We start from the raw sequence: 26,984 nt of genomic DNA, 5'->3' as shown, positions 1-26,984 counted from the left end.
ACCAGACCGCTCGTCGCCGGGGCTGCGAGGGAGGTCGCGAGCACGCCCGTCACCGTCCTTCCTGGGAGTCGTGGAGCACGGGTGCGTCCGCTGCCGGGGCGGGCCGGAGCGTCACCCGGCCGCCGGAGCCTACGCCGAGGTCACGCCCGAGGTGCACCCCGCCACTGCTGGCCGGGGCCCAGACCACGCCCTCCTCGACGTCGCCGACCACGGCCGGCAGCGTGACGGAGCCACGGGCGGTCGACAGCGTGACGCCGTCACCCTCGGCGAGGCCGAGGGTGGACAGGGTGCGCTCGTCGAGGACGGCGACCGGACGGGGGCCGCTGGCGTGGTAGGCCGCGTCGCCGTCCTGCATCGGGCCGTCGGAGACCATCGTCTTCCAGGTCGCCAGCCGGTGCCCGGTGCCTGCCTCGGCCGGGGCCGCGGCCACCAGGTCGGCCAGGTCGTCGCCCGCGCGGGCTCCGTCCCAGGCGCCGAGCTCGTCGAGCTCGGCCGCGGCGGCCTGCGGGGTGGAGACCCCCAGCGGGCGCCCGAGCTGGTCGGCGATGCCGGCCAGCACCCGCACGTCGGGCAGCGCGTTGCTCTCCGACAGCGCCTTGACGAAGGGACGCACGCGTCCCTCCCAGGTCACGAAGCTGCCGGCCTTCTCGGCCACCGGGGCCACCGGCAGCACGACGTCGGCGCGCGAGGTGACGGCGCTCTCGCGCAGCTCGAGGCTGACCACGAAGCCGGCCGCGTCGAGGGCGGCCTCGGCACCGGCCGGGTCGGCGAGGTCGTCGAGACCCACCCCGCCCACGACCAGGGCGTCGATCTCGCCGGCGCGGGCGGCGGCCAGGATCGCGTCGCCGTCACGACCCTCGCCGGTGGGCACCGGCACGCCCCACACGGTGGAGACGTCGACCCGCGCCGCGGCGTCGGAGACGGGACGGCCGCCGGGCAGGAGGCCCGGCAGGCAGCCGGCGTCCAGCGCGCCGCGGTCACCGGCGCGGGCCGGGACCCACGCCAGGCGGGCGCCGGTCTGGGTGGCCAGCACAGAGGCCGCGTGCAGCGCGCCCGGGGTCTGGGCGAGCCGCTCGCCGACGAGGATGACCCCACCGCCGTCGAGGGCGAGGTCGCCGTCGTGGGCGAGCTGCTCGATCGCGGCGACCTCGGCGCCGGGGGCGGTGCGGACGACGCTCGCCTTGAGCTTGCGCAGGCCGCTGCTGGTGAAGGGCGCCACGGCGAAGACGCGGGGAGCCTTGCCGCCGCTGCTCGAGCGCGACGCCTTGCGCAGCCGCAGGAAGAGGGCACCGGCCTCCTCCTCGGGCTCCAGCCCGAGCAGGACCACGGCGGTCGCCTTCTCGAGGGCGCCGTACGTCACGGTGGTCGGGGTGCCGGCCACGCGCGAGGCGAGGAAGCCGGCCTCCTCCGCGGTGTGCGGGCGGCTGCGGAAGTCGATGTCGTTGGTGCCGAGAGAGACGCGGGCGAACTTTGCGTAGGCGTAGGCGTCCTCACGGGTGAGGCGGCCGCCGGTGAGGACCCCGACCGCAGAGGCCGCGGCGAGCCCGCGGGCAGCGACGGCGAAGGCCTCGGGCCACGAGGCGACCCGGAGCTCGCCGGTCGTCTCGTCGCGGACCTGCGGGTGGGTCAGCCGGTCCGCGGCGGTGGCGTAGCGGAAGGCGAAGCGGTCCTTGTCGTTGATCCACTCCTCGTTGACCTCGGGGTCGTTGCCGGCGAGGCGGCGCACGACCTTGCCGCGACGGTGGTCGACGCGGATCGCCGCGCCGCAGGAGTCGTGCTCGGCCACCGAGGGGGTGGAGATCAGGTCGAAGGGCCGTGCGCGGAAGCGGTACGACGCCGAGGTCAGCGCACCCACCGGGCAGATCTGGATGACGTTGCCCGAGAAGTTCGAGTGGTAGGGCTCGTTCTCGTAGATGCCGACCTGCTGCAGCGCACCGCGCTCGATCAGCGCGATGAAGGGGTCACCGGCGATCTGCTCGGAGAAGCGGGTGCAACGCGCGCACAGCACGCAGCGCTCGCGGTCCAGCAGCACCTGGGCGGAGATGTTGATCGGCTTGGGGAAGGTGCGCTTGACCTCGCCCTTGCTGAAGCGGGTCTCGCCGCGGCCGTTGCTCATGGCCTGGTTCTGCAGGGGGCACTCGCCGCCCTTGTCGCAGACCGGGCAGTCGAGCGGGTGGTTGATCAGCAGCGCCTCCATGACGCCCTGCTGGGACTTGTCGGCGATCGCCGAGGTGAGCTGGGTCTTGACCTGCATCCCCTCGGCGACGGCCATGGTGCAGGAGGCCTGCGGCTTCACGCGCCCGGGCGGGCCCATCATCGTCTTGAGCTCGCCCTCGCGGTCGGGCATCGCGACCTCGACCAGGCACTGGCGGCAGGCGCCGACCGGCGCCAGCAGCGGGTGGTCGCAGAAGCGCGGGATCTGCACGCCGATCTGCTCGGCGGCCCGGATCAGCAGCGTGCCCTTGGGCACGCTGACCTCGATGCCGTCGATGGTGAGGGTGACGAGGTCGGCCTTCTCGACCTGTCCGCCACCGGCGGTTGAGCCTGTCGAAACCCCGCTGGTCATGCGGACGCTCCTGCCGTCTCGGCTGCGAACAGCGTGGACTTCATCGGGTCGAACGGGCACCCGCCGTGGGTCAGGTGGGCGAGGTACTCGTCGCGGAAGTACTCGATCGAGGACGTGATGGGGCTCGTCGCACCGTCACCGAGGGCGCAGAACGAGCGCCCGAGGATGTTGTCGCACTGGTCGAGGAGCTGGTCGAGGTCGGCCTCGGTGCCCTGGCCCTTCTCCAGCCGCGCCAGCACCTGCACCAGCCACCACGTGCCCTCGCGGCACGGGGTGCACTTGCCGCAGGACTCGTGCTTGTAGAACTCGGTCCACCGCAGCACGGCGCGGACCACGCAGGTGGTCTCGTCGAAGACCTGCAGCGCCTTCGTGCCCAGCATCGAGCCCGCCTGGCCGACGCCCTCGTAGTCGAGCGGGACGTCGAGGTGCTCGGCAGTCAGCAGCGGCGTGGAGGACCCGCCCGGGGTCCAGAACTTCAGCTCGTGCCCCTCGCGGACGCCGCCCGAGAGGTCGAGCAGCTCACGGAGCGTGATGCCCAGCGGCGCCTCGAACTGGCCCGGGTTCTTCACGTGGCCCGACAGCGAGTAGAGCGTCATGCCCTTGCTGCGCTCGGTGCCCATCGACGAGAACCACGCCGCGCCGCGGTCGACGATGCTCGGAACTGACGCGATCGACTCGACGTTGTTGATGACCGTCGGGCTGGCGTAGAGACCGGCCACGGCCGGGAACGGCGGACGCAGGCGGGGTTGGCCGCGCCGGCCCTCGAGGGAGTCCAGCAGGGCCGTCTCCTCGCCGCAGATGTAGGCCCCGGCGCCGGCGTGGACGACGAGGTCGAGGTCGTAGCCCGAGCCGTGGATGTCCGTGCCGAGGTGGCCGGCGGCGTACGCCTCCGCGACGGCGGCGCGCAGACGGCGGATGACGTGGAGGATCTCGCCGCGCACGTAGATGAAGGCGGTGTTCGCACGGATGGCGTAGGAGGAGATGATCACGCCCTCCACCAGCACGTGCGGGTCGGCCATCATCAGGGGCGTGTCCTTGCAGGTGCCCGGCTCCGACTCGTCGGCGTTGACCACGAGGTACTTCGGGTTCGGGTTGTCCTGCGGGATGAAGCCCCACTTCATGCCCGTGGGGAAGCCGGCGCCGCCGCGACCGCGCAGGCCGGAGTCCTTCACCGCGGTGATGATGTCGTCGGGGTCCATCGCGAGCGCCTTGCGCAGCGCGCGGTAGCCACCGTTGGCCTCGTAGACCTCGCGGGTCCAGGAGCGCTCGTGGTCCCACGTGTCGGAGAGGACCGGGGTCAGCAGGTCGGTCACTGCGTGCCTCCATCAGTCGAGCCAGTCGAGCCAGTCGAGCCGTTCGAGCCGGTGTCGCCGGAGGCGGGCGCGGTCCAGCCGCGCTCGCGGGCGATCTGCAGACCGAGCAGCGACGGCCCGCCGGCGGCGGGGCCCTCGTCGACACGGCCGTCCTCGAAGCCGGCGATGACCCGCTCCGCCTCGCGCCACGTGCAGATGCGGGGCCCGCGGGTCGAGCGCACCTCGGTGCCGTCGCGCAGGTCGTCGACCAGGCGGGTCGCCGACTCGGGGGTCATGTTGTCCATGAACTCCCAGTTGACCGTCATCACCGGGGCGTAGTCGCACGCGGCGTTGCACTCGATGTGCTCGAGGGTGATGTCGCGACGACCCTCCTCGTGGGTGGTCGTCTCGTCGTTGCCGACGTCGAGGTGCTCCTTGAGCCGCTCGAAGATGAGGTCGCCGCCCATCACCGCGCAGAGCGTGTTGGTGCAGACCCCGACGTGGTAGTCGCCGACCGGGCGGCGCTTGTACATCGTGTAGAACGTCGCCACCCCGGCCACCTCGGCCGCGGTGATCCCCAGGATCTCCGCGCAGACCTCGATGCCCTCGGAGGTCACGCAGCCCTCGGCCGCCTGCACCAGGTGCAGCATCGGCAGCAGCCCCGAGCGCGCCTGGGGGTAGCGCGCCGCGATCTCCCGCAGCTCGGCGTACGTCGTCTCGGTGAGGCCCGTGGTGCCCTCGGTGGTGCTCATCGGTCCACGCCTCCCATGACGGGGTCGATCGAGGCGATCGCGACGATGACGTCGGCGACCATGCCGCCCTCGCTCATCACCGAGGTCGCCTGCAGGTTGGTGAAGGACGGGTCGCGGAAGTGCACGCGGTAGGGCCGGGTGCCGCCGTCGGAGACGACGTGGGCGCCGAGCTCGCCGCGCGGGGACTCCACGGGCACGTAGGCCTGGCCCGCCGGGACGCGGAAGCCCTCGGTGACCAGCTTGAAGTGGTGGATCAGGGCCTCCATGGACTCGCCCATGATGTGCTTGATGTGGTCGAGGCTGTTGCCCATGCCGTCGGTGCCGACGCTCAGCTGCGAGGGCCACGCGATCTTCTTGTCGCCGACCATGATCGGGGCGCCCTTGAGGCCCTCGAGACGGGCGACGGCCTGCTCGACGATGCGCAGCGACTCCCACATCTCGTCGAGCCGGATCCGGAACCGGCCGTAGGCGTCGGCGCTGTCGCGGGTGATGACGTCGAACTCGTAGTCCTCGTAGCCGCAGTAGGGCTGGGTCTTGCGCAGGTCCCAGGCGTAGCCGGTCGAGCGCAGCGCCGGGCCGGTGATGCCCAGGGCCAGGCAGCCGGCGAGGTCGAGGTGACCGACGTCGACGAGGCGGCCCTTGAAGATCGGGTTGGCGTTGCAGAGCGCGGCGTACTCCGGCAGCCGCTTCTTCATGAGCTTGACGAAGTCCGTGACCTGGTCGAGCGCACCGTCGGGCAGGGACTGCGCGACGCCGCCGGGGCGGATGAAGGCGTGGTTCATGCGCAGGCCGGTGATGGTCTCGAACAGGTCGAGGACCAGCTCGCGCTCGCGGAAGCCGATGGTCATGACCGTCAGCGCGCCGATCTCCATGCCGCCGGTGGCGATGCAGACCAGGTGGGAGGAGATCCGGTTGAGCTCGGAGAGCAGCACCCGCATCACGGTGGCGGCCTCGGGGATCTCGTCCTCGATGCCCAGCAGCCGCTCCACGCCGAGGCAGTAGGTCAGCTCGTTGTGGAACGGGGCGAGGTAGTCCATCCGGGTGCAGAACGTGACGCCCTGCGTCCAGGAGCGGAACTCCATGTTCTTCTCGATGCCGGTGTGGAGGTAGCCGATGCCCGCGCGGGCCTCGGTGACCGTCTCGCCCTCCAGCTCGAGGATGAGCCGCAGCACGCCGTGGGTGGACGGGTGCTGAGGACCCATGTTGACCACGACCCGGTCGTCGCCCTCGTCGGCGACGCCGGCCACGACGGAGTCCCAGTCCTGACCGGTGACGGTGAAGACGCGGCCCTGGCTGGTCTGCGAGCCGGCGGCCTCGGAGGCGCCGTAGGGGTCCTGCGCGTCGCGCCCCTGGGTTGAGCTTGTCGAAACCATCAGTTGTACGACCTCCGGGTGTCGGGCGGCGGGATCGTCGCGCCCTTGTACTCCACCGGGATGCCACCCAGCGGATAGTCCTTGCGCTGCGGGTGTCCGGGCCAGTCGTCGGGCATCTGGATCCGGGTCAGGGCGGGGTGGCCGTCGAAGACGATGCCGAAGAAGTCGTAGGTCTCCCGCTCGTGCCAGTCGTTGGTCGGGTACACCGGCACCACGGAGGGGATGTGCGGCTCGGCGTCGGGGCACACCACCTCCAGCCGGATGCGTCGGTTGTGGGTCATCGAGAGCAGCGGGTAGACCGCGTGCAGCTCGCGGCCGGGCTCGTCGGGGAAGTGCACGCCGCTGACGCCCAGGCACATCTCGAAGCGCAGCGTCTCGGCGTCGCGGAGCAGCTGGGCGGTCTCGAGCAGGCGGGCCCGGCGGATGAAGAAGGTGATCTCGCCGCGGTGGACGACGACCTTCTCGAGCGCGTCGTCGATGCCCTGCTGGGACAGTCCCTGCACCAGGTCGCGCGCCACGTCGTCGAACCAGCCGCCGTACGGCGCCGGCGTGCCGCCGGGCATGACGACGGCCTGGGTGAGGCCGCCGTACCCGGAGGTGTCCCCGCTGCCCTGGACGCCGAACATGCCCTCGCGGGTGCGGACGACGTCGTGGGCGTGGTCGCCGGTCTGGGCGAGGCCGCTGGTGCTGGCGCCCGAGGTGTCGGCCTGGCTGTCCCGATCGCTCACCGGAGCAGTCCCTTCTGCTCCGAGGTGGGCAGCGCGTTGAGGGCGGTGGTCTCGAGCTCGAGGACCTGCTTCTCGCGGTGGGCGCCCATCTTGCCGGCCTGGACCTGGTCGTGGAGCTTGAGGATCGCGTCGATGAGCATCTCCGGGCGCGGGGGGCAGCCGGGGAGGTACATGTCGACGGGCACGACGTGGTCGACGCCCTGGACGATCGCGTAGTTGTTGAACATGCCGCCGCTGCTGGCGCAGACGCCCATGGCGAGCACCCACTTCGGCTCGGCCATCTGGTCGTAGATCTGGCGCAGGACGGGCGCCATCTTCTGGCTCACCCGACCGGCCACGATCATCAGGTCGGCCTGGCGCGGCGAGGCCCGGAAGACCTCCATGCCGTAGCGCGCGAGGTCGTAGCGCGGGCCGCCGGACGTCATCATCTCGATGGCGCAGCAGGCCAGGCCGAAGGTGGCCGGCCAGAACGACGCCTTGCGGAAGTAGCCGGCGACGCCCTCGACGGTCGTCAGCAGCACCCCGGACGGGAGCTTCTCCTCGATACCCATCAGTCCCACTCCAATCCGCCACGTCGCCAGACGTAGGCGTACGCCACGAACACGGTGGCGAGGAAGATGACCATCTCCACGAGCCCGAACCAGCCGAGCGCGTCGAAGTGCACGGCCCACGGGTAGAGGAAGACGATCTCGATGTCGAAGACGATGAAGAGCATCGCCACGATGTAGTACTTCACCGGCACCCGGCCGCCGCCCACGGGCTGCGGGGTCGGCTCGATCCCGCACTCGTAGGAGTCCAGCTTGGCGCGGTTGTAGCGGCGCGGTCCGGTCAGGACGCTGATGGCGACCGAGAAGATCGCGAATCCCGCGGCGAGCGCGGCGAGCGCGACCACGGGGGCGTAGAGCTCCATCTGTCCGGACCTCCCTTCAGGTCGTGAGCTGCTGCAGGTGTCGAGCGGGTGGTGCGGTCGTGCGCGTTCTGGGTCCGTGCGCGTGCTGGGTCGGGCGGGTCACGCGTCGGGCGCGATCTTGCTGAGCCCGTTGATGATGCGGTCCGAGACGTCGCCGTCGCGCGGGTCGGTCAGGTTGGCCATGAGCTTGAGCAGGAAGCGCATGAGGCCCTCCCTCGGCAGACCGTACTTCGTCGCCTGCTTCATGAAGGTCGGGTTGCCGATCATCTTCGCGAAGACCCGGCCCAGGGTGAAGTAGCCCCCGTAGGCGGCGTCCATCGCGGCGGCGTAGCCCTCGAGCACGCGCTCGCGGGCCGGGCCCTCGGGGCGGGCCAGCGCCTGCAGGATCACCGAGGCCGCGGTCTCGCCGGCCTCGAGGGCGTAGTCGATGCCCTCGCCGTTGAAGGGGTTGGTCATGCCGCCGGAGTCGCCGACCAGCAGCATGCCGCGGCTGTAGTGCGGCTTGCGGTTGAAGCCCATCGGCAGCGCGGCCGAGCCGATGCGGCCGACCCGGTTCTCGTCACGGAAGCCCCACTCCTCGGGCGTGGTGGCCAGCCAGGTGTGCAGGATCTGCTTGTAGTCGACCTGCTGGAACGCCTTGGAGCTGTTGAGGATGCCGAGCCCCACGTTCGCCGTACCGTCGCCGACGCCGAAGATCCATCCGTAGCCCGGCAGCAGGTTGCTCTGCCCGGGCGGGCCGTCCCACAGCTCGAGCCAGGACTCCATCCACGGGTCGTCGTGGCGCGGGGTCTCGTAGTAGGCGCGGACCGCGACGCCCATCGGGCGGTTCTCGCGGCGCTCGATGCCCATCGCGATCGCCATGCGGGCCGAGACGCCGTCGCAGGCGACGACGACGGGGGCGCGGTAGGTGACCTCGTCGCCGACCTTGCGGCCGCGGTCGTCGACCGGCTTCGCGGTGACGCCGACGACGCGCCCGGTGCGCTCGTCGAGGACGGGGCCGGTGACGTTGGTGCGCTCGGTCAGGCGGGCGCCGGCCTTCTGCGCGTGCCGGGCCAGGATCTCGTCGAGGTCCGTGCGGGTGCGGACCGCGCCGTACGGCGGGAAGCTGGCCAGCTCGGGCCACGGCAGCTCGAGGCGGTGACCGGCGCCGACGATCCGCAGCCCCTTGTTCTTCTGCCAGCCCGGCTCGTCGAGGTCGAAGCCCATCGAGATGAGCTGCTTGACCGCGCGCGGGGTGAGGCCGTCGCCGCAGATCTTGTCGCGGGGGAAGGACGACTTCTCCAGCAGCAGCACGTCGACCCCGGCTTGGGCCAGGTGGTAGGCGGTGCTCGCACCCGCGGGACCGGCACCGACGACGATGACGTCAGCCATCCGCTCGTCCGCGGTGGTCCGGGTCATGCGCTGCCTGCCTTCGCCGTTGAGGGGGGCCGTGCGGCCCGGGCTCGTGACCTTGTGAATGGATTCACGAGCCGCCAGGAGGACAGTCTAGAGGCCCGGGTCACACCGCGCACCCCGGGCCGGGGGCTGCTGGTTTCCCACGGTATGTCGACAAACATGCACTCCCCATGGCGAGCGGACCATGGGGAGTGCCAGTTTCGCTGCATACCGTGGGAAACCGGCGGATCCAGCCGTCAGGCGCGGGCGCGGTGGAGGGCGACGATGCCGCCCGACAGGTTCTGCCACTCCACGTCGCGCCAGCCGGCCGCCAGCACGCGGTCGGCGAGGCCGGCCTGGTCGGGCCAGGCCCGGATCGACTCGGCCAGGTAGACGTAGGCGTCGGCGTTGGTGGCCACCGCACGCGAGACCCGCGGCAGGGCCTTCATGAGGTACTCCAGGTAGACCGTCCGGAAGGGCTTCCACGTCGGGGAGCTGAACTCGCACACCACGAGCCGCCCGCCCGGTCGCGTCACGCGCCGCATCTCGGCCAGCCCGGCGTCGCTGTCGACGATGTTGCGCAGGCCGAACGAGATCGTCACCGCGTCGAACGAGGCGTCGGCGAAGGGCAGCCGCGTGCCGTCGCCGGCCACGAAGGGCAGGCCCGGTCGCGCCTTCTTGCCGACCGCGAGCATGCCCTGGGAGAAGTCGCAGGGCACGACCACCGCACCGGCCTGGGCGAAGGGCACGCTCGAGGTGCCGGTGCCGGCCGCGAGGTCGAGCACCCGCTCCCCCGGCAGCGGCGCGACCGCGCGCAGCACCGCCGTGCGCCAGGCCCGGTCCTGGCCCAGCGACAGCACGTCGTTGGTCAGGTCGTAGCGCTGGGCGACGCCGTCGAACATCGCGGCGACCTCGGCGGGGTCCTTGTCCAGCTGGGCTCGAGTCACGCGATCACTCTAGGCGCCCGGCCACGCTCCCGGACCGGCGCGCCCCCTCGCGCGCGACCGCGCGCGGCCGCGTGTGGGCGACCCCGCTCCGGCCGCTTCAGGGCGGGCCGTAGGCTCATGGATCGTGACGACCAGTCCCGCCGGATCGCCCCGCGACGCCCTGCCGCTGCTGGTGCGCACCGTCCGCCTGGACGATCCCGGCGAGCTGCTCGACCTGCTCCCCGCGCCCGCAGGCACCGACGGGAGCACGCCCGACTCCGTCGCGTGGGTGCGCCGCGGCGACGGGCTCGTCGGCTGGGGCGTCGCCGCCGAGGTGCGTACGTCGGGCGCCGACCGGTTCGCCGCCGCCCAGCGCTGGTGGCGCGAGCAGGCCCGCGGAGCCGTGGTCCGCGACGAGGTGTCGCTGCCCGGGACCGGGCTCGTCGGCTTCGGCTCGTTCGCCTTCTCCGACGCCCCGGGCGACAGCGTGCTGCGCGTCCCCGAGGTCGTGATCGGCCGACGCGACGGCGTCAGCTGGCTCACCCACGTCGCCGTCGGGTCGATCAGCTCCGCCCCCGAGCTCCGCCCCGCCGTCGCTCCCGAGCCGCCCCGCTCGCTGGCCTACACCGACGGCACGCTGGGCGGCACGACCTGGGCCGAGGTGGTGGCCGAGGCGGTGCGCCGCATCGAGGACGGCGACCTGGAGAAGGTCGTGCTGGCCCGTGACCTGGTCGCCGAGGCCGAGGACGCGATCGACGTACGGTGGCCGCTGCAGCGGCTCTCGACGCAGTACCGCACCTGCTGGACCTTCCACGTCGACGGCCTGTTCGGCGCCACTCCGGAGCTGCTGGTGCGCCGCGAGCGCGGCCTGGTCACCTCCCGCGTGCTGGCGGGCACCATCCGCCGCACCGGCGACGACGCCCACGACCTGCAGCTGGCGGCCACCTTGGCGCGGTCGTCGAAGGACCTCGAGGAGCACGAGTACGCCGTGCGCTCGGTCGCCGAGTCGCTCGGGCGCCACTGCACGTCGATGAACGTGCCCGAGGCGCCCTTCGTGCTGCACCTGCCCAACGTGATGCACCTGGCCACCGACGTGGCCGGGGTCAGCGACGACGACGCCACCTCCCTGGAGCTGGCCGCCTCGCTGCACCCCTCCGCCGCGGTCGGCGGCACCCCGACGGAGGCCGCGATCGCGCTCATCGACGAGATCGAGGGCATGGACCGGGGCCGGTACGCCGGGCCGGTGGGCTGGATCGACGCCACCGGCGACGGCGAGTGGGGCCTCGCCCTGCGCTCGGGCCTGCTGGAGGGCCCGCGGGTCCGCCTCTTCGCCGGCTGCGGCATCGTCGCCGACTCCGACCCCGAGGCCGAGCTGGCCGAGGCGCAGGCCAAGTTCGTCCCCGTGCGCGACGCCCTCGAGCAGTAGCCGCCGGCCCGGCTCGGCTCGTCACCTACGGTTCGGGGATGAGTCGTCCTGCCGGGTACCCGGGTCGCTGGCTCGTGGGCTCGTCGTACGTGCTGGGTGCGGTCTCCCTGCTCCTCGTGGCGCTGTGGCTGCTGTTCGCCGAGGACAGCTCACTGATGTGCGACTTCGAGACGGCGTCGTCGTTCTGGGGCACCGCCGAGCGCAGCTGGTTCCCACCCGGGACCACCTGCACGTGGGAGATCGAGGGGTTCCGACACGTCGACCGCCCGGATCCCTCACGCCTCGCGGTCCTCGCGATGGCCGTCGCCGGGATCCCGCTCGGTCGCCACCTCCGCCGGCTGCTCCGCCCGGAGCCCCCGCAGACGAGGAGGACGCGCACCGGGCGTGACCTGCGCGCAAGGGGGTGAGCCCGGGCCGGCCGGCGCCCTGGGCGTCAGTCCATGCCGTTGATGATGTCGTTGAACGAGTCGGCGGAGCTCACGCTGCCGCCCCTCCGGCGCTTCCTCCTGGTCTTCTTCTCGTAGACCATGAGCGCGCCGATCGGCACGCCGACCACGCCCACCAGCGCGGCCACGGCCACGAGGATGTGCCGGTCAGAGGTCGGTGCCGGGGGCGAGGCGGGACCAGGAGCCGTCCTGCTTGCCGAGGAAGTCGTTCATGAAGCGGTCGACGATGCCGAGGCCCTTGGCGGAGTAGACCTCGTCGTGGATGCCGAGGGTGCGGGGCGCCCCCACGGCACGGGCCAGCTCGACGAGCTCCGACATCCGCGCCCAGGGGGCGCAGGCGGGCCCGAGGAAGACGTCGACGTCCTGTCCGGGCAGCTCGAAGGAGTCGCCGGGGTGGTAGACCGACGTGCCGTCGGCGCTCAGCACGAAGCCGCTGTTGGCGAACTCCGGCGCCTCGGGGTGGATCACGGCGTGCTTCTCCCCCACGACGCGCACGTCGTACCCGGCGATCTCGAGCTGCTCGCCCGGGGTGACCACGGTGACGCGCTCGCCGACGCCGGCGTCGGCCTCGCGGATCTGGCGCGCGACGGCCTCGATCGTCCAGATCGGGGCGTCGCTGGCCTGCAGGTGCTCGATGGTCCAGTGGTCGGGGTGCTCGTGGGTGATCAGCACGGCCGCGGCGCCGTCGAGCGACTCGCGCTCGGACCACGCGCCGGGGTCGACGACGACGTCGCGACCAGGCCCCTCGCCGCTCGACAGGCGCACGCACGAATGGCTGAACTTGGTGATCCGCATGGTCATCCCACCACCTCGTCGGCGTAGCACCAGCGCCACGCCTCTCCGGGCTCGACGGAGCGGATGACCGGGTGGTCCTCCGCGTGGAAGTGCGCCGCGGCGTGGCGGCGCGGGGAGGAGTCGCAGCACGCGACATGGCCGCAGTCCAGGCACATCCGCAGGTGCACCCAGCTGCTGCCCTCGCGCACGCAGTCCTCGCACGCACGCTCCTCCGGGGCCTCCCGGTCGGGCGCCTCGGTCAGGTGGTCGCACGCGTCCACGGCTCGGCTCACGACGTCGCTCCTCTCCTGCTTCCGGACGAACTCCCGGTGCCGTTGTACCCCGTAGTCGATCATCGACTCCTCGATGTCGAGCGACGACAGCACGTCCTCGACGACCTCGTGCGGGATGCGTCCGGTGCTCCGCAGCTCCAGGACGCGGGCCCGCTCGGCGGCGAGCATGTCGCCGCGGAGACGCGCGTAGCGCTCGCTGGGGGTCTCGCCCTCGTTCTGCTCGGCGCCCAGGCGCTCCCACGCGGCGAACTCGCGCTGCTCGATGCGCGAGTGCAGGACCTGGCGCACGCCCTCGTGCAGGTCGCCGTCGTCCTCCACCTCCTCGAGGCGGTCCAGCCCGGCCCGGCTGGCGGCCTGCAGCAGCTCCGCACGCGCCAGCGCGTCCTCGCGCGGGTCGGGCGGGCGCACCTTCAGCGCCCGGACGAGCCACGGCAGCGTCAGGCCGTGGATGAGCAGGGTGGCGCCGGTGACGAACAGCGCGATGAGCAGCAGCACCTCCCGGCCCGGCACCTCCTCGGGGATCGCGAAAGCCGCGGCGAGCGTGACCACGCCGCGCATCCCGGCCCAGCCCACGATGACGGTGTACGCCGGCGGCGGCTTGCGTCCGCTGGGGTCCGGCTTGAGCAGCACGAACCGCGCCGGCAGCAGCCACAGGTAGCGCAGCACGATGACGGCCACCAGGGTCGCGACGCAGGCGCCCACGATCGTGGCGGTGCTCAGCGGGCTCTCGGAGACCTCGCCGACGATCCAGCTGGTCTGCAGGCCGATCAGCAGGAAGACGGCGTTCTCGAGCAGGAAGGCGAAGGTGCGCCAGTTCAGCCGCTCGGCGATCCGCGACGACGGGGTCTGCAGCAGCGGCGCCTTGTGGCCCAGCGCGAGCCCGGCCACGACGACCGCCAGCACGCCGGAGGCGTGGATCTCCTCCGCGACGACGTAGGCGATGAACGGCGTCACGATCGACACCGAGGTGTCCAGGGTGGGCTCGGTGACGTGGCGGCGCACCTGGGCGACCACGACGAAGACGAGCAGGCCGCAGGCGACGCCGCCGACCGCGGCGAGGAGGAAGTCCAGGCCGACCTCGACCACCGAGATGGTCGCGGTGGCGGCGACGATCGCGGTGTTCAGCGCCACCAGGGCGGTGGCGTCGTTGAGCAGCGACTCCCCCTCGAGCACGGTGACGACCGGGCGTGGCATGCCGATGCGGCGACCGACCGCGGTGGCGGCGACGGCGTCGGGCGGCGCGACCACGGCGCCGATGGCGAAGGCCGCGCCCCAGCTGAGGTCCGGCACGATCGTGTGCAGCAGCAGGCCGACGCCGAACGTCGTGAAGATGATGAGCCCCACCGACAGCCCCAGGATCGGGCGTCGATAGGTGTTGAAGTCGACCAGGCTCGTCGACAGCGCGGCGTTGTAGAGCAGCGGCGGCAGCAGCCCGACCAGCACGATCTCGGGGGTGAGCCGGATCTCCGGGACGACCGGGAGGTAGGACGCCAGCACACCCACGGCGACCATGAGGAGCGGGGCCGGGAAGTCGAGGCGGCGGGCGACCGCCGCGACCGTCACGATCGTGACGACGAGGGCGACCAGCAGGAGGGCGACGTGCACCGCCCCATTGTGGAGGCCCGGACAAGGCCCGCCCGACCGGTGACGGCCCTCGGACGCGCCTCAGCCGACGAGCGCGCGGATCGCGGCGTCGAGGTCGCGCCGGGTGTCGCGGCGCACCACGGCCTCGACGACGAGGATCCCCTGCGGCTCGCGCGCCAGGGCGGCGCGCAGCTCGGCGCGGTCCCCCGCCCGGACGTACGTCGTCCCGGTGGCGGCGCACAGCGACGCGAGGTCGACGCCGTGGGGGGTGGCGAAGAGGCGCTCGAAGGAGCCGGCGTGCTCGGGCGCACCCTGCTCGAGGAGGGCGAAGATGCTGCCGCCGTCGTCGTTGACGACCACGATCGTCAGGTCGGGACGGGCCTCGTCGGGTCCGAGGACCAGGCCGGTGGTGTCGTGCAGGAAGGTGACGTCGCCCACCAGCGCCAGCGAGCGGGTGCTGCGGGGGCGGCCGAGGGCGGCACCGATCGCGCTCGACACGATGCCGTCGATGCCCGACAGCCCACGGTTGGCCACCACCATGCGGCGGGCGCCGACGTCGTAGCGCGGCACCATCAGGTCGAGGTCGCGGACCGGGTTCGAGGCGCCGACGAACAGCAGCCCGCCGGGCACGAGCGCAGCCGCGACCTCGCCCGCGACGTGCTGGGGCGTGAGGTCGCCGGTGGCGTCGAGGAGCGCGTCGAGCCGGGCGCCGACGTCGGCGTCGCGGTCGAGCCACTCCCGCAGCCATGGTCCCGGCGCCGGGCGCTCCGCGCGAGGGGCACCGGGCGCGGTGGCGGGTCGCAGCGGGGCCTGGTCGAGGACCCGGCTGACGCGGTGGCCGGGGTCGGTCCAGCCGCCGAGCCGGTCGCGCAGCGCCACCACCTCGACGTCGTCGCGGGACAGCAGCCGCGTGACCGGGCGCGAGAGCGTGGGGTGACCGGCGACGACCACACGGCGGATCCGGCCGGCGAGGTCGGCGTCGCCGAGGAGCAGCCGGTAGGTGCGGACCGCGTTGGCGCCCGTGCGGGAGCCGCTGGAGGGCTCGGCCAGCAACGGCCAGCCGCGCTCCTCGGCCAGCACGCGCGCCGGCGGGCCGGCGTCGTCCCCGGCGACGACGACCGTGGGCACGTCGTCGTCCCAGGGGTCCTCCTCGGCCGGGGCCGTGGCGGCGGGCCGGGGCACCAGCGCCTCACGCGGTCGCGTGCTCCGGGTCCACGGCAGATCGCGGGCACGGCCCGGCGCGTCGCTGCTCCAGCCGTCCGGGGCGTCGGGGGTCATCGGACCGTCGAGCTGGACGTTGAGGTGCACCGGGCCCGGCGGCGGGCCGGCGTGCCCGGAGGCGGCGGCCAGGGCGCGCGCCACCAGCGAGCGCCAGCCGGCGACCTGCTGGTCCTCCGAATGACCCGGGGCACCGGCCGGCACGTCGGCGAACAGCCGGGTCGCGGTGCCGTAGAGGTGGACCTGGTCGGTGGTCTGGTTGGCGCCGGTGCCGCGGAGGTGGGCGGGCCGGTCGGCGGTGAGGACGACCAGCGGGAGACCCGCGTGGGAGGCCTCGAGGACGGCCGGGTGGAGGTTGGCGGTCGCCGTGCCGCTCGTGGTGACCACCGCCACCGGACGCCGGGAGGTGCGCGCCAGGCCGAGGGCGAGGAAGCCGGCGGTGCGCTCGTCGAGACGGGTGTGCAGCGTGAGGTCGTCGCGGGACGCCGCGGCGTGGGCCGCGAAGGCCAGCGCCGCCGAGCGCGACCCCGGGCAGACGACCACGTGGGCGACCCCGCCCCGCACGAGCTCGTCGAGCAGCGTGCGCGCCTGGGCGGTCGCCGCGTTGACCGGGGCAGAGTCGCGGTCGGGGTCGGGGTCGGGGCTCACGAGCGTCGATCCTGCCGGATCGCGGCCAGCCGCGCCTCCCAGTGCGCGACCCGGTCGGGCGCGGGCGCGACCGCGGCCAGTCGCACCGGGTCGACCTGGGGCCGCTCGACGGGCAGCGCGCCGTCCACCGGCAGCAGCGGGCGGTGCACCACGTCGGCGGTCAGCAGCTGCACGGTGGCCAGCCCGCAGGCGTGCTCCAGGGTGGGCAGGGCGGCGGCCAGCGCGACCCCGGCGGCGATGCCGACACTGGTCTCGAGCGCGCTGCTGACCACCACCGGGAGCCCGATGTCCTCGGCGATCCGCAGGCACGCCCGCACGCCCCCGAGCGGCTGCACCTTCAGCACCGCGACGTCGGCGGCCTCCAGCTCGCGCACGCGGTAGGGGTCCTCGGCGCGACGGATCGACTCGTCGGCCGCGATCGGCACGTCCACCCGTCGACGCACCCGGGCCAGGTCCTCGACGCTCGCGCACGGCTGCTCGACGTACTCCAGGCCGCCGGCGGCGCGGTCGAGCCGCCGGATCGCGGTCACGGCCTCGTCGACGCTCCAGGCGCCGTTGGCGTCGACGCGGATCCGGCCGCCGGGACCGAGGGCGTCGCGGACCGCCTCGACGCGCGCCTCGTCGTCGGCCAGGTGCTGCCCGGGCTCGGCCACCTTGACCTTCGCGGTCGTGCAGCCGCCGGCGAGCACCGTCGCGCGGGCCCGCTCCGCCTCCACGGCCGGCACGGTGACGTTGACCGGGACGGAGTCGCGCAGGGGCGTCGGCCAGCCCTCGTCGGCGGCCTCGAGGGCGGCGCGGAGCCAGGGCTCGGCGACGCGCTCGTCGTACTCCAGGAAGGGGCTGAACTCGCCCCACCCGGCGTCGCCGCGCAGCAGCATGCCCTCGCGGACGTCGATGCCGCGGAAGCGCGTGCGCATCGGGACCGCGAAGACCTGGCTCACGGGCGGACCTGCTGGTCGGCCAGCGCGCGCGCCGCCCGCCGGTCGACCTTGCCGTTCGGCAGGTGGGGCATCGCGTCGGTGGCCACGAGGGCGCGGGGGGCCCAGGCGCGGGGCTCGACGAGGTCGCGCAGCTCGGCCAGCCCCAGGGGGCGGCGGGCGGCGACGACGGCGGTGACGCGCTCGCCCCACTCCTCGTCCGGTACGCCGACCACGACCACGTCCTCCACCTCCGGGTGCTGCTCGATCATCGCCTCGACGGCCTCGGCCGGCACGTTGACGCCGCCGCTGATGACCACCGAGTCGGCCCGGCCCAGGATCCACAGACGGCCGTCCTCGTCGAGACGCCCGAGGTCCTGGGTGCGCAGCCAGCCGTCGTCCATCACGGTGGCGGTGCGGTCCGGGTCGTCGGCGTACCCGTCGAAGAGGACCGAGCCGCGCAGCAGCACCTGCCCGTCGCCGCCGGTGCGGACCTCGACCCCGTCGAGCGGGTGTCCGTCGTAGACGCAGCCGCCGCAGGTCTCGGCCATGCCGTAGGTCTGCACCACGCGTACGCCGGCCGTCTCGGCGGTGGCGCGGACCTCCGGCCGCAGCGGACCGCCGCCCACCAGCACGGCGTCGAAGCGGGCCAGGGCCGCGAGCTCGGCCGGGTCGTCGAGCAGCCGGCGCAGCTGGGTGGGAACGAGGGAGACGTGGCGGCGCGGGCCGGTCATCTCCGCGACGGTCTCGGCGAGGGACCCGGTCTGCAGGACCGGGTCGGTGCCGGCGACGACCGAGCGGAAGAGCACCTGCAGGCCAGCGACGTACGTCGGCGGGAGGTTGAGCACCCACTGCCCCGCCCCGCCCAACCGGTCGTGGGTGGCGTGCGCCGAGGCGCGCAGGGCCGCGCGGGACAGCACCACCGACTTGGGGCGCCCGGTCGAGCCGGAGGTGCGCAGCACGAGCGGCTCCGGCTCCTCCGGCGCGGCGTCCCAGGCACGCAGCAGGGCCAGGATGTCGGCGGCGGTGCCCGTGACCGGGTGCAGACCGGCGGCGGCGTGCTCCCGGTCGCTGTCCTCTCGCTGGCTCACGACGGTCCACGCTATGCCCTCGTCGGTGGCGGGGCCGTCGTGGGGACGTCGAGGTGGGCACTGGCAGGATCCCTGTCGTGGCAACCCCTGCGCAGTGGCTCGAAGGAGCCCGCCCCCGCACCCTCCCCGCGGCCGTGGCACCCGTCCTGGCCGGCACCGGCGTCGCGGCGTACGTCGACAGCGCGGTGTGGTGGAAGGCCGCGCTGGCGCTGGTGGTCGCGCTCGCGCTGCAGATCGGCGTGAACTACGCCAACGACTACTCCGACGGCGTGCGCGGCACCGACGAGGACCGGGTCGGGCCGCTGCGGCTCGTCGGGTCGCGGGTGGCGACGCCGGGAGCGGTGAAGCGGGCGGCGTTCGCGGCCTTCGGGGTCGCGGCGGTCGCCGGGCTCGTGGTGGCCGCGACGACGGCCTGGTGGCTGGTGGCGCTCGGTGCGGTCTGCATCCTCGCAGCGTGGTTCTACACCGGCGGCTCGAGCCCCTACGGCTACCGCGGGCTCGGCGAGGTCATGGTGTTCGTGTTCTTCGGGCTGGTCGCGGTGGTCGGGACGACGTACGTCCAGACCGACGGGGTCGGCACGGGTGGCGCGGTGCCGCTCGGCGACTGGCTGGCGCCGTCGCTGCTGGCCGCTGTCGGGATCGGTGCGATCGCGTGCGCCATCCTCGTGGCCAACAACCTGCGCGACATCCCGACCGACACCGAGGTCGGCAAGCGCACGCTGGCCGTGGTGCTGGGCGACGCCCGCACGCGGCTCTGGTACGTCGCCCTGATGGTCGTCGCGGTCCTCGCCGCCGTCGGGGTCGCCGTCCTGACGAGCCCCTGGGCGCTGCTGGCCCTCCTCGCCCTGGTGCCGGGCACGCGGGCCGTCGCCGTGGTGCGCGGCGGGGCCGTGGGGCGCGCGCTCGTCCCGGTCCTGCAGCTGACCGGCGTCACCGAGCTGCTCTACGGCCTCGGCCTCTTCGTCGGCCTCCTCGTCGCCTGACCGCCGAAGCCGGCGGCCCCGTCAGTCGGCAGCGGGCTCCTGGCCCTGACCGTCGGTGCCGTCCTTGCTGTCCTTGCTGTCCTTGTGCCGCTTGCGGTCCAGCCAGCGCAGGAAGTCCTCGTCGTCGTCCGGGGCGACCTGCTTCGTCGGCGGCGCCGCAGGACGGCGGCGGGGCAGGGCATTGCCCTTGCCGAGGGTGCGCCGGCGCTCGAGGGTCCACGCGACGGCGTACACGACACCGGCGAACAGCGCGACGACCAGCAGGAACTTCAGCACCCCTCCAGCCTAGGCGGGCACGCAACCCGTCGACGGCCCCCGGTGCTGCCGACGGAGCGGTCGGGCGACCGCCGTACGCTGGTGGCATGCGTGAGTTCGTCCTCTACACCGCGGCTCGCTTCGGCATCTTCGGCGTCACCTACGCCCTGGTCCTGCTCATGGTGTGGCTGGTGGACCGCAACGGGCCCCTGCCGGTGCTGTGGCCCCTGATCCTCGCCGCTGTGCTGTCGACGTTCCTCTCGGCGTACCTGCTGCGCGACCTGCGCGAGCGCTTCGCGCAGCGCGTCACCGAGCGGGCCGACCGCATGTCGACGCGCTTCGAGGAGATGCGCGCCCGCGAGGACACCGACTGACGCCCCTCCGACACCCACTGACACCGTCGGGACCGCCAAGCGGTCAGTGTGGCTCGAGCATCTCCAGGCGGTTCCCGAAGGGATCGCTGGTGTAGAAGCGGCGCATGCCCGGGAAGTCGTCGTCCCACCGTACGTCGACCCCGTGCGCTCCCAGCCGGGCCGCGAGGGCGTCGATGTCGCTGACCAGGATCCCGGGATGGGCCTTGCGGGCCGGCACGAACTCCTCCTCGACCCCGAGGTGGACCTCCAGGCCGCCGCGGCGGAACCAGCAGCCGCCGCGCGCCGCCAGCACGGGCGGCTTCTCGAGCTCCGTGAGACCGAGGACGTCGCCCCAGAACTCACGGCACCGGTCTTCCGAGCCCGCCGGGACAGCGAGCTGGACGTGGTGCAGGCCTCGGAAGGTGTCGTCGGTCATCCGCGTAGCCTGCCACTCGTGGCTGACTCTTACCTGTCCTGGCGCTCGAAGGGCTCCGTGCTCTCGATCGCGTCGAACGGCTCGGTGCTGTCCGTGGGGAGCGTCGGGTCCGTGCTGTCGGTCGGCAGCGTCGGCTCGGCCCTCTCGGTGCTCTCGATCGGGTCGTTCGGCTCGGTCGCCGCGGTGCTCAGCTTCGCCTCGGTCGCCTCGGTCCTCTCCGACCGGCGCCGCGGCGCCGTCCTGGCGTCGGCAGCGGGCCAGGACTGACGCTTCGCGCGTACACGCCTGACGTTTCGCGCGTGCACGAGCGACGTTTCGCGCGTGCACGAGCGACGTTTCGCGCGTACACGAGCGACGCTTCGCGCGTACACGCCTGACGCTTCGCGGAGGTTGCGGGGGTCAGGAGCCGGCGTAGGAGTGGAGGCTGCTGGCGCCGAAGAAGAAGTTGATGCCGACGAAGTTGAACAGCAGGGTGGCAAAACCGATGAGCGCGATGATCGCGGCGGCCTTGCCCTTCCAGCCGGCGGTCGCCCGCGCGTGGAGGTAGGCGGCGTAGACCACCCACGTGATGAACGCCCACACCTCCTTGGGGTCCCAGTTCCAGTAGGAGCCCCAGGCGTACTCCGCCCAGATCGGCCCGGCGATCAGCGCCGCGAACGTCCACAGCGGGAAGCCCACGGCGTGCAGCCGGTAGGAGATCCGGTCGAGGGTGTCGGCGTCGGGGAACCGGTCGAGCAGCGCCGCGCGCCGCTCCCCCATCCGGAGCTTCACCAGGAACATCACCGACGTGAGCGCCCCGACCGCGAAGGCACCGGTCGCGAGGATCGCGGCACCGACGTGGATCACCAGCCAGTAGGAGTGCAGCGCCGGCACGAGCGGGCCGGCCTGCTGCTCGAGCGTCAGGTTGGCGAGCATGAGCACGACGACCTGGAAGAGCGTCAGGAACAGCCCCATCCAGCGCAGCCTGAGCGTGCGCAGCAGCACCAGGTAGATGAGGGTCACGCCGAGCGCCCCGGTGAGGGTGAACTCGTACATGTTGCCCCACGGCACCCGCCACGGGTCGCTGGCGAAGCTGCGCGTCACCACCCCCGCGGTGTGCAGCACCGCGGCCACGACGGTCAGCGCCACGCCGATCCGGCTGGCGGTGTCGATGCGCAGCTCGCGGCGCTCATCACCCGCGTCCGCCGGGCGCTCGGGGAGCGACCCGGACCCCGCGCCAGCCGCCGGTCCGTCGATCCGGCTGCCGTCGGCGCCCACGACGACCGGCTGGGCCGCCGCACCCTCGGCGCCTCCGGAGCGCGCCGGCGTCGTCAGGGCGACCACCCACTCCGCCACGTGGGCGGCGAGCGCCAGCACGTAGACGATGCCGGCGAACATGATGGCGGTGTCGCTGAAGCTGGCGAAGGCCTCGGTCGTCACGGCTGCTCCTCGTCGTCGCGGGTCCGGCTCGCCTGGCTGCCGGGTCCTCGTCCAGTATCACCCGCACCGGTCATGGTCCCCAGGGCCGTGCGTGCGAGACCGGTCACCTCGGTCTCCAGGCCCTCGGCCACGGTGCTGCGGTCGAGCCCGCCCACCTCGAGGTACGACGTGCGCCCGTCCGGTCCGCCGACCACGCGCACCCAGACCCGGCGGCGTCGCACGAACAGCGACCCCATCAGGCCGACGAGGCCGAGCACGATCCCGCCGAGGGCGACGCCCTTGCCGGGGGTGTGGCTGATCTGCAGCTTGACCCAGCGCTCGTAGCCGTTGAACCGCACCGTGCCCATCCCCTCGGGCAGGTCCACGGTCTGCCCCGGCACCATGTCGAGGCGGAACGGTGTGCCGTCGCCCTTCTCGAACTGGGTCATCTCGTCGGTGTCCAGGGCGTAGACGGACTGCGGCTGGCCGTCGCCGAGACCGAGGTCGCCGTAGTAGCCGGTCATCGTGACGACCGGGCGGCGGGCGTCGGGGAACACCGAGAACGGCCCGCGCTCCATGGTGAAGCCGTAGGTCGGCAGGAACAGCCCGTCGAAGGCGAGCTGCTCGGGCCGGGCGCCCTGCACCTTCAGCACGCCAAAGGAGGCGAAGGTCGCGTCCTGCGGGAGGAAGGGCACCGGGGCGTCCCAGGCCACCTCGCCGCTGCCGTCGGTGACGGTGAAGTCGGGCGCGTAGCCGTGGCCGACGAGGAACACGCTGACCCCGTCGAGCACCAGCGGCTTGTTGACCTCGAGCACGTGCTTCTCGGGTGCGGCGTCGAGGTCCTCGCGGTAGGTGATGGGGGCGCGGAAGTACTCCGGCTGCCCGTTGGCCGGACCGCCCTCGAGGAAGCGCACGTCGAAGTCGTCGACGGTGAAGCTCAGCGGCTCCAGGTCCACCGGGTCGTAGAGCGAGCCGGGGGCGAACTCGTCGTACTGCGGGGTGGAGTTGGTGAACCCGCTGCCCACGAGCACGATCGCGCCGCCCTTGTAGCCGAACAGCTGGCCGTAGGCGAAGGCGAGCAGCACCACGACGACGCTGATGTGGAACACCAGGTTGCCGAGCTCGCGCAGGTGGCCGCGCTCGGCCGACAGCGAGTCGCCGGTGCGCACCACCCGGTAGCGGCGCCGGCGTCGCAGCGCGGCCTCCGCGCGGTCCAGCGTCTCCTCGGCCGCCGCCCCCGGCGCCAGCTCCTCGCGGGCGTACGCCGGCAGCCGGTGCAGGTTGCGCGGCGCCTTCGGCGGGGTCGACCGCACCGCGCGCCAGTGCACCGCCAGCCGGGGCACGATGCACCCGACGAGCGACACCATGAGCAGCAGGTAGATCGCGCTGAACCACACCGAGTCGTAGACCGAGAACAGCCCCAGCCGCTCGTAGATCGGCGCGAGCGTGGGGTGGTCCTCCTTCCACTGCCCGACCTGCACGGCGGCGATGTTCGACTGCGGGATGACCGAGCCGGGGATCGAGCCGAGCGCGAGCAGCAGGAGCAGCAGCAGCGCGGTGCGCATGGAGGTCAGCTGGCGCCAGGCCCAGCGCGCGAGCTCGCGCGGCGACAGCGCCGGCGGCGACCCCGGTACGTCGCTCGCGAGCCTCCGCGCGTCTGTCGCGTCCGTCCCGTCCGACGGCCCCGACTCGTTGGGTGGCTCCGGCATGGACGGGTCCCGGTCGGTGGTGCGCGTGCTCATCAGACCGACACCTCGAAACCGACGACCCAGCCACGCATCTCCGCGACCCACAGGTCCCACCAGCCGGTCACGAGCAGCAGCCCGACGGCCACGAGCATGAGACCGCCGGCGCGCGTGACCCAGGCCTGGTGCTTGCGGATCCACCGGGTCGCGCCGAGCATGCGGCGGTAGCTCAGACCCAGCAGGATGAAGGGCAGGCCGAGCCCCAGCGAGTAGGCCACGCTGAGCAGCGCGCCGCGCCCGGCCGTCGCCTCGGTGATGGCCATCGACTGCACGGCCGTCAGAGTCGGGCCGATGCAGGGCGTCCAGCCGATCGCGAACAGCAGCCCGAGCAGCGGCGCGGCCGCCAGCCCGACCGACGGCACGCGGTGGAGCCGGACGTCACGCTGCAGCCAGGGCACCACGCCCATGAAGACCAGCCCGACCAGGATGGTGACGACGCCGAGCACGGTGGTGATGGTGCGGCGGTACTCGTAGAGCCAGCCGCCGAGCGCCCCGGCGGTGGCGCCGACGACCACGAACCACGCGGTGAAGCCGACGACGAACAACAGCGTGCCGGCCAGCATGCGGCCCCGCTTGGCGGTCTCGAGGTCCGCCCCGGACAGGCCGGTGGCGTAGGAGACGTAGCCGGGCAGCAGCGGCACCACGCAGGGCGAGAAGAACGACACCGTGCCCGCGGCCGCGGCCACCGGGACGGCCAGTGCCATCGAGCCGCTGGTCACCTGCTCGACGAACCAGTCGGCGACGCTCACGCGCCCTCCCCCTCCGGCGCCTCGGTCGACCTCTGTGGGGTCCGGAGCTGTCTGCCCACCACGTCCTCGATCACGCCGTACAGCGTGGAGGTGTTCAGCTCGCCGATGATGCGCGCGGCCACCCGTCCCTCGGCGTCGACGACCACCGTGGTCGGCACCGACAGCGGGGGCAGCGTGCCGCGGAAGCTGAGCAGCAGGTTGCCCTCGGGGTCGTAGATGCTGTCGTAGGGCAGGTCGTTGTTCTCGGTGAACTGCCGCGCCGAGGCCGCGTCGTAGTCGCGGTTGTTGATGCCCAGGAAGGACACCCCGTCGTCGGCCAGGTCGCGCGCGGCGGCGGCCAGCACGGGCGCCTCGGCGATGCACGGGCCGCACCAGGAACCCCAGACCGGCATCACCACGACGTCGCCGGCGAAGTCGGCCAGCGCGACCGGGTCGCCGTCGACGGTCTCGCCCGCCACGTCGCCCTGCGGCGGCTTGCGCTCGGAGGGCTCGAGCACCGAGACCGAGCCGTCGGAGGTGACGAAGCCCTGCTCGCCGCTGCTCGACAGCGACGGACCGGTGCACCCGGTGAGCGCCAGCAGTGCCGCGGCGGCGGCGGACGTGACGCGAGCACCCGCCGTACGCCGTGCGCGGGTCGCGACCCCGGGCTCGCGGACCTCGGACCTCGGCCTCCCACTCGACCTCGTCGGACGCATCAGGTGCGGCCCCCCGGGGACTCCGGCGAGCCGCCGGAGGAGAAGGTCTTGTTGCGGTCGTGCACCGGGATGAGGTCGCCGGCCGGCTCGGAGTAGGTGAGCGTGGTGAGCCGGTCGCCCTCGAAGGTGAGCGAGGTCAGGCTGCACAGCGTGCACTTGCGCTTGCGCGGGTCGTGCAGGAAGCGCTTGCCCTCGAGGTGCAGCCGGGTGATCCAGATCGGCAGCTGGTGGGACACGATCACGGCCTCGTGGCCGGCGTGGGCGTCGCGCACGTCGTGCACGGCCTCGGTCATGCGCGCGACGATCTGCTGGTAGGGCTCGCCCCACGAGGGTCGCAGCGGGTTCCACAGGTGGCGCCAGGTGCGCGGGCGCTGGATCAGGCGCTGGTCGCCGGCGAAGGTCTGGCCCTCGAAGACGTTGCTGGACTCGATGACGCGCTCGTCGGTGCGCAGGTCCAGCCCCAGCGCGTCGGCCAGGGGCTGGGCCGTCTCCTGGGCCCGCTCGAGCGGCGAGGCGTAGACGCCGGTGATGTCGCGGTCGCTGATGACCTCGGCGACCCGGGTGGCCATCCGGCGCCCGAGGTCGGAGAGGTGGTAGCCCGGCCGGCGGCCGTAGAGGATGCCGGTGGGGTTGTGCACCTCACCGTGGCGCACGAGGTGGACGACGGTCGTCATGCGGTCCTCCCAGGGGCCGGGTCCGGCACGGCGGCGGCAGCGCGGGCGGCCGCGGGCAGCGCGGAGACGATGCGGTCCAGTGCCGCGTCGTCGTGCGCGGCGGAGAGGAACCAGATCTCGAAGGCGCTGGGGGGCAGGTGCACGCCGGAGTCGAGCATGGAGTGGAAGAAGGCGGCGTACCGGTCGAGCCGCTGGCGCGAGGCGCCGGCGAAGTCGGTGACCGGGGTGGCGGCGTCGTCGTCGCTGAAGAACACGCTGAACATGTTGCGGTCGTGCTGGGCGACGTGCGGGACACCGGCCTCGGTCAGCGCCGCGGTCGCGGCCTCGCGGACGGTCTCCGCGGCCCGGTCGACGTGCGCGTAGACGGCGTCGGTGGCCAGGCGCAGCGTGGTGTGGCCGGCGGTGGCGGCGACGGGGTTCCCCGAGAGCGTGCCGGCCTGGTAGACGCTGCCCTCGGGGGCGAGGTGGGCCATCACGTCGGCGCGGCCGCCGAAGGCCGCGGCCGGGAAGCCCCCGCCCATCACCTTGCCGAACGTCATGAGGTCGGGGCGCCAGCCCTCGACCGCACCGTCGAGGCCCCAGCGGCCCGAGGAGGTGATGCGGAAGCCGGTCATGACCTCGTCGCTGACGAAGAGCGCGCCGTGCGCGGCGCAGGTCTCCGACAGGAAGCGGTTGAAGCCGGGCGCGGGCGGGACGACGCCCATGTTGCCGGGGGTGGCCTCGGTGATGAGGCAGGCGATCTCGTGGCCGTGCTCGGCGAAGGCGGCGGTGACGGCCGCCTCGTCGTTGTAGGGCAGGACGATGGTGCGGGCGGTGACGGCCTCGGGGACCCCCGGGGTGCCCGGCATGGCGAAGGTCGCCAGCCCGCTGCCCGCCGCGGCCAGCAGCGGGTCGACGTGGCCGTGGTAGCAGCCGGCGAACTTGACCACCACGTCGCGGCCGGTGAAGCCGCGGGCCAGCCGGATGGCCGACATGGTGGCCTCGGTGCCCGACGAGACCAGCCGGAGCCGGTCCACCGGGGTACGGGCCACGATCTCCTCGGCCAGCAGCACCTCGGCCTCGGTCGGCGTGCCGTACGACGTGCCGCGGGCGACGGCCTCGCTGACCGCGGCCACGACCTCCGGGTGGGCGTGCCCGAGCAGCATCGGCCCCCACGAGCACAGCAGGTCGACGTACTCGCGGCCGTCCGCGTCGTAGAGGTGCGGACCCCGGGCGGACGCGACGAAGCGCGGGGTGCCGCCGACGGCCTGGAAGGCACGCACCGGGGAGTTCACCCCGCCCGGGATGACGGTGCGTGCGCGCGCGAACAGGGCCTCCGAGGCCGGTGCCGACGCGGGGGTGGTCGGGGGTGGCAGGTTCACACCCGCCATCTTCCCCG

At 73.2% G+C, this 26,984-nt stretch carries 28 protein-coding genes; 5 read left to right on the top strand and 23 right to left on the bottom strand.

The features are described 5' to 3' along the window. Nucleotides 1-49: 49 nt before the first annotated feature. From G7072_RS01320 to G7072_RS01280, 9 genes are all read right to left on the bottom strand, one after another. Nucleotides 50-2,566, bottom strand: a complete 2,517-nt coding sequence (locus tag G7072_RS01320; protein WP_166083853.1) for an NADH-quinone oxidoreductase subunit G — start codon at nt 2,564-2,566, stop codon at nt 50-52. Next, nucleotides 2,563-3,879 carry an NADH-quinone oxidoreductase subunit NuoF gene (gene nuoF, locus G7072_RS01315; RefSeq protein WP_206063238.1) on the bottom strand — a complete coding sequence of 439 codons (1,317 nt, stop codon included), beginning with the start codon at nt 3,877-3,879 and terminating at the stop codon, nt 2,563-2,565. Before nuoF ends, G7072_RS01320 begins: the two co-directional genes overlap by 4 nt. After that, on the bottom strand, nt 3,876-4,610 hold the full coding sequence (nuoE, locus tag G7072_RS01310; RefSeq protein WP_166083852.1) for an NADH-quinone oxidoreductase subunit NuoE: 735 nt from the start codon (nt 4,608-4,610) through the stop codon (nt 3,876-3,878). The genes nuoF and nuoE overlap by 4 nt, the downstream gene beginning before the upstream one ends. Next, the gene (locus G7072_RS01305; RefSeq protein WP_166083851.1) at nt 4,607-5,983 is read right to left on the bottom strand and encodes an NADH-quinone oxidoreductase subunit D; all 1,377 of its coding nucleotides are present in this window, start codon (nt 5,981-5,983) and stop codon (nt 4,607-4,609) included. The genes nuoE and G7072_RS01305 overlap by 4 nt, the downstream gene beginning before the upstream one ends. Further along, complete coding sequence (locus G7072_RS01300; protein WP_166083850.1) at nt 5,983-6,711, bottom strand: NADH-quinone oxidoreductase subunit C; 729 nt, start codon at nt 6,709-6,711, stop codon at nt 5,983-5,985. Before G7072_RS01300 ends, G7072_RS01305 begins: the two co-directional genes overlap by 1 nt. Next, nucleotides 6,708-7,262, bottom strand: a complete 555-nt coding sequence (locus G7072_RS01295) for an NADH-quinone oxidoreductase subunit B (protein WP_166083849.1) — start codon at nt 7,260-7,262, stop codon at nt 6,708-6,710. Before G7072_RS01295 ends, G7072_RS01300 begins: the two co-directional genes overlap by 4 nt. After that, nucleotides 7,262-7,621: an NADH-quinone oxidoreductase subunit A gene (locus tag G7072_RS01290; protein WP_166083848.1), complete on the bottom strand. Its 360-nt coding sequence runs from the start codon at nt 7,619-7,621 to the stop codon at nt 7,262-7,264. Before G7072_RS01290 ends, G7072_RS01295 begins: the two co-directional genes overlap by 1 nt. A 99-nt stretch (nt 7,622-7,720) precedes the next feature. After that, nucleotides 7,721-9,019 carry a geranylgeranyl reductase family protein gene (locus tag G7072_RS01285; protein WP_166083847.1) on the bottom strand — a complete coding sequence of 433 codons (1,299 nt, stop codon included), beginning with the start codon at nt 9,017-9,019 and terminating at the stop codon, nt 7,721-7,723. A gap of 233 nt (nt 9,020-9,252) precedes the next feature. Further along, nucleotides 9,253-9,942: a demethylmenaquinone methyltransferase gene (locus G7072_RS01280; RefSeq protein WP_166083846.1), complete on the bottom strand. Its 690-nt coding sequence runs from the start codon at nt 9,940-9,942 to the stop codon at nt 9,253-9,255. A 124-nt stretch (nt 9,943-10,066) separates the two neighbouring features. On the opposite strand from G7072_RS01280, the gene G7072_RS01275 reads away from it, so the two are divergent. Then, on the top strand, nt 10,067-11,347 hold the full coding sequence (locus G7072_RS01275; RefSeq protein ID WP_166083845.1) for an isochorismate synthase: 1,281 nt from the start codon (nt 10,067-10,069) through the stop codon (nt 11,345-11,347). Nucleotides 11,348-11,385: 38 nt separating this feature from the next. Beyond that, a complete protein-coding gene (locus tag G7072_RS01270; RefSeq protein WP_166083844.1) occupies nt 11,386-11,754 on the top strand; it encodes a hypothetical protein in 369 nt (122 codons plus the stop codon). A gap of 26 nt (nt 11,755-11,780) precedes the next feature. On the opposite strand, the gene G7072_RS01265 is transcribed toward G7072_RS01270, so the two are convergent. The 6 genes from G7072_RS01265 to G7072_RS01240 are packed head-to-tail and all read right to left on the bottom strand — an operon-like array spanning nt 11,781 to nt 18,318. Next, nucleotides 11,781-11,921, bottom strand: a complete 141-nt coding sequence (locus G7072_RS01265; protein WP_166083843.1) for a hypothetical protein — start codon at nt 11,919-11,921, stop codon at nt 11,781-11,783. A 19-nt stretch (nt 11,922-11,940) separates the two neighbouring features. Continuing rightward, nucleotides 11,941-12,594, bottom strand: a complete 654-nt coding sequence (locus G7072_RS01260) for an MBL fold metallo-hydrolase (protein WP_240917085.1) — start codon at nt 12,592-12,594, stop codon at nt 11,941-11,943. Continuing rightward, complete coding sequence (locus tag G7072_RS01255) at nt 12,591-14,465, bottom strand: Na+/H+ antiporter (protein ID WP_166083842.1); 1,875 nt, start codon at nt 14,463-14,465, stop codon at nt 12,591-12,593. The genes G7072_RS01260 and G7072_RS01255 overlap by 4 nt, the downstream gene beginning before the upstream one ends. A 60-nt stretch (nt 14,466-14,525) precedes the next feature. Next, a complete protein-coding gene (gene menD, locus G7072_RS01250; protein WP_166083841.1) occupies nt 14,526-16,310 on the bottom strand; it encodes a 2-succinyl-5-enolpyruvyl-6-hydroxy-3-cyclohexene-1-carboxylic-acid synthase in 1,785 nt (594 codons plus the stop codon). Beyond that, nucleotides 16,307-17,251: an o-succinylbenzoate synthase gene (locus tag G7072_RS01245; RefSeq protein WP_277343390.1), complete on the bottom strand. Its 945-nt coding sequence runs from the start codon at nt 17,249-17,251 to the stop codon at nt 16,307-16,309. Before G7072_RS01245 ends, menD begins: the two co-directional genes overlap by 4 nt. Continuing rightward, nucleotides 17,248-18,318 carry an AMP-binding protein gene (locus G7072_RS01240; RefSeq protein ID WP_240917084.1) on the bottom strand — a complete coding sequence of 357 codons (1,071 nt, stop codon included), beginning with the start codon at nt 18,316-18,318 and terminating at the stop codon, nt 17,248-17,250. Before G7072_RS01240 ends, G7072_RS01245 begins: the two co-directional genes overlap by 4 nt. Before the next feature lie 77 nt (nt 18,319-18,395). Here G7072_RS01240 and G7072_RS01235 point away from each other — a divergent pair, with 77 nt between their 5' ends. Then, a complete protein-coding gene (locus G7072_RS01235; RefSeq protein ID WP_166083840.1) occupies nt 18,396-19,301 on the top strand; it encodes a 1,4-dihydroxy-2-naphthoate polyprenyltransferase in 906 nt (301 codons plus the stop codon). 21 nt (nt 19,302-19,322) lie between these two features. Here the strand turns inward: G7072_RS01235 and G7072_RS01230 are convergent, their stop codons facing one another. Continuing rightward, nucleotides 19,323-19,577 (bottom strand): hypothetical protein, encoded by a 255-nt coding sequence (locus G7072_RS01230; RefSeq protein ID WP_166083839.1) that lies wholly within the window; start codon nt 19,575-19,577, stop codon nt 19,323-19,325. 86 nt (nt 19,578-19,663) lie between these two features. Between G7072_RS01230 and G7072_RS01225 the strand changes: the two genes are divergently transcribed. After that, nucleotides 19,664-19,930, top strand: a complete 267-nt coding sequence (locus G7072_RS01225) for a DUF4229 domain-containing protein (protein ID WP_166083838.1) — start codon at nt 19,664-19,666, stop codon at nt 19,928-19,930. Between the two features lie 43 nt (nt 19,931-19,973). On the opposite strand, the gene G7072_RS01220 is transcribed toward G7072_RS01225, so the two are convergent. Next, the gene (locus tag G7072_RS01220; RefSeq protein ID WP_166083837.1) at nt 19,974-20,345 is read right to left on the bottom strand and encodes a VOC family protein; all 372 of its coding nucleotides are present in this window, start codon (nt 20,343-20,345) and stop codon (nt 19,974-19,976) included. An 18-nt stretch (nt 20,346-20,363) separates the two neighbouring features. On the opposite strand from G7072_RS01220, the gene G7072_RS01215 reads away from it, so the two are divergent. After that, nucleotides 20,364-20,612 carry a hypothetical protein gene (locus G7072_RS01215; protein ID WP_166083836.1) on the top strand — a complete coding sequence of 83 codons (249 nt, stop codon included), beginning with the start codon at nt 20,364-20,366 and terminating at the stop codon, nt 20,610-20,612. Nucleotides 20,613-20,744: 132 nt separating this feature from the next. On the opposite strand, the gene ccsB is transcribed toward G7072_RS01215, so the two are convergent. The 6 genes from ccsB to hemL are packed head-to-tail and all read right to left on the bottom strand — an operon-like array spanning nt 20,745 to nt 26,961. Continuing rightward, a complete protein-coding gene (gene ccsB / locus G7072_RS01210) occupies nt 20,745-21,764 on the bottom strand; it encodes a c-type cytochrome biogenesis protein CcsB (RefSeq protein ID WP_166083835.1) in 1,020 nt (339 codons plus the stop codon). Further along, on the bottom strand, nt 21,761-23,485 hold the full coding sequence (locus G7072_RS01205) for a cytochrome c biogenesis protein ResB (RefSeq protein WP_166083834.1): 1,725 nt from the start codon (nt 23,483-23,485) through the stop codon (nt 21,761-21,763). Before G7072_RS01205 ends, ccsB begins: the two co-directional genes overlap by 4 nt. After that, nucleotides 23,485-24,192, bottom strand: coding sequence for a cytochrome c biogenesis protein CcdA (locus G7072_RS01200; protein WP_166089491.1), 708 nt, complete (start codon nt 24,190-24,192; stop codon nt 23,485-23,487). Before G7072_RS01200 ends, G7072_RS01205 begins: the two co-directional genes overlap by 1 nt. Nucleotides 24,193-24,233: 41 nt before the next feature. Next, complete coding sequence (locus tag G7072_RS01195) at nt 24,234-24,932, bottom strand: TlpA disulfide reductase family protein (RefSeq protein WP_166083833.1); 699 nt, start codon at nt 24,930-24,932, stop codon at nt 24,234-24,236. Continuing rightward, on the bottom strand, nt 24,932-25,606 hold the full coding sequence (locus tag G7072_RS01190) for a histidine phosphatase family protein (protein ID WP_166083832.1): 675 nt from the start codon (nt 25,604-25,606) through the stop codon (nt 24,932-24,934). Before G7072_RS01190 ends, G7072_RS01195 begins: the two co-directional genes overlap by 1 nt. Next, nucleotides 25,603-26,961, bottom strand: coding sequence for a glutamate-1-semialdehyde 2,1-aminomutase (hemL, locus tag G7072_RS01185; protein WP_240917241.1), 1,359 nt, complete (start codon nt 26,959-26,961; stop codon nt 25,603-25,605). The genes G7072_RS01190 and hemL overlap by 4 nt, the downstream gene beginning before the upstream one ends. Nucleotides 26,962-26,984 lie beyond the last annotated feature (23 nt).

The organism is Nocardioides sp. HDW12B (assembly GCF_011299595.1).
Lineage (GTDB): Bacteria > Actinomycetota > Actinomycetes > Propionibacteriales > Nocardioidaceae > Marmoricola_A.
The sequence above is the reverse complement of the archived record's forward strand: the minus strand, read 5'-3'. Positions and strand labels throughout refer to the sequence as shown.

What these genes read in the sequence shown, in the direction of transcription:
- G7072_RS01320 (WP_166083853.1), bottom strand. Translation starts at nt 2,566, where the DNA reads ATGACCAGCGGGGTTTCGACAGGCTCAACCGCCGGTGGCGGACAGGTC.
- nuoE (WP_166083852.1), bottom strand. Translation starts at nt 4,610, where the DNA reads ATGAGCACCACCGAGGGCACCACGGGCCTCACCGAGACGACGTACGCC.
- G7072_RS01305 (WP_166083851.1), bottom strand. Translation starts at nt 5,983, where the DNA reads ATGGTTTCGACAAGCTCAACCCAGGGGCGCGACGCGCAGGACCCCTAC.
- G7072_RS01295 (WP_166083849.1), bottom strand. Translation starts at nt 7,262, where the DNA reads ATGGGTATCGAGGAGAAGCTCCCGTCCGGGGTGCTGCTGACGACCGTC.
- G7072_RS01290 (WP_166083848.1), bottom strand. Translation starts at nt 7,621, where the DNA reads ATGGAGCTCTACGCCCCCGTGGTCGCGCTCGCCGCGCTCGCCGCGGGA.
- G7072_RS01285 (WP_166083847.1), bottom strand. Translation starts at nt 9,019, where the DNA reads ATGACCCGGACCACCGCGGACGAGCGGATGGCTGACGTCATCGTCGTC.
- G7072_RS01270 (WP_166083844.1), top strand. Translation starts at nt 11,386, where the DNA reads ATGAGTCGTCCTGCCGGGTACCCGGGTCGCTGGCTCGTGGGCTCGTCG.
- G7072_RS01260 (WP_240917085.1), bottom strand. Translation starts at nt 12,594, where the DNA reads ATGACCATGCGGATCACCAAGTTCAGCCATTCGTGCGTGCGCCTGTCG.
- G7072_RS01225 (WP_166083838.1), top strand. Translation starts at nt 19,664, where the DNA reads ATGCGTGAGTTCGTCCTCTACACCGCGGCTCGCTTCGGCATCTTCGGC.
- G7072_RS01220 (WP_166083837.1), bottom strand. Translation starts at nt 20,345, where the DNA reads ATGACCGACGACACCTTCCGAGGCCTGCACCACGTCCAGCTCGCTGTC.
- G7072_RS01205 (WP_166083834.1), bottom strand. Translation starts at nt 23,485, where the DNA reads ATGAGCACGCGCACCACCGACCGGGACCCGTCCATGCCGGAGCCACCC.
- G7072_RS01200 (WP_166089491.1), bottom strand. Translation starts at nt 24,192, where the DNA reads ATGGCACTGGCCGTCCCGGTGGCCGCGGCCGCGGGCACGGTGTCGTTC.
- G7072_RS01195 (WP_166083833.1), bottom strand. Translation starts at nt 24,932, where the DNA reads ATGCGTCCGACGAGGTCGAGTGGGAGGCCGAGGTCCGAGGTCCGCGAG.
- G7072_RS01190 (WP_166083832.1), bottom strand. Translation starts at nt 25,606, where the DNA reads ATGACGACCGTCGTCCACCTCGTGCGCCACGGTGAGGTGCACAACCCC.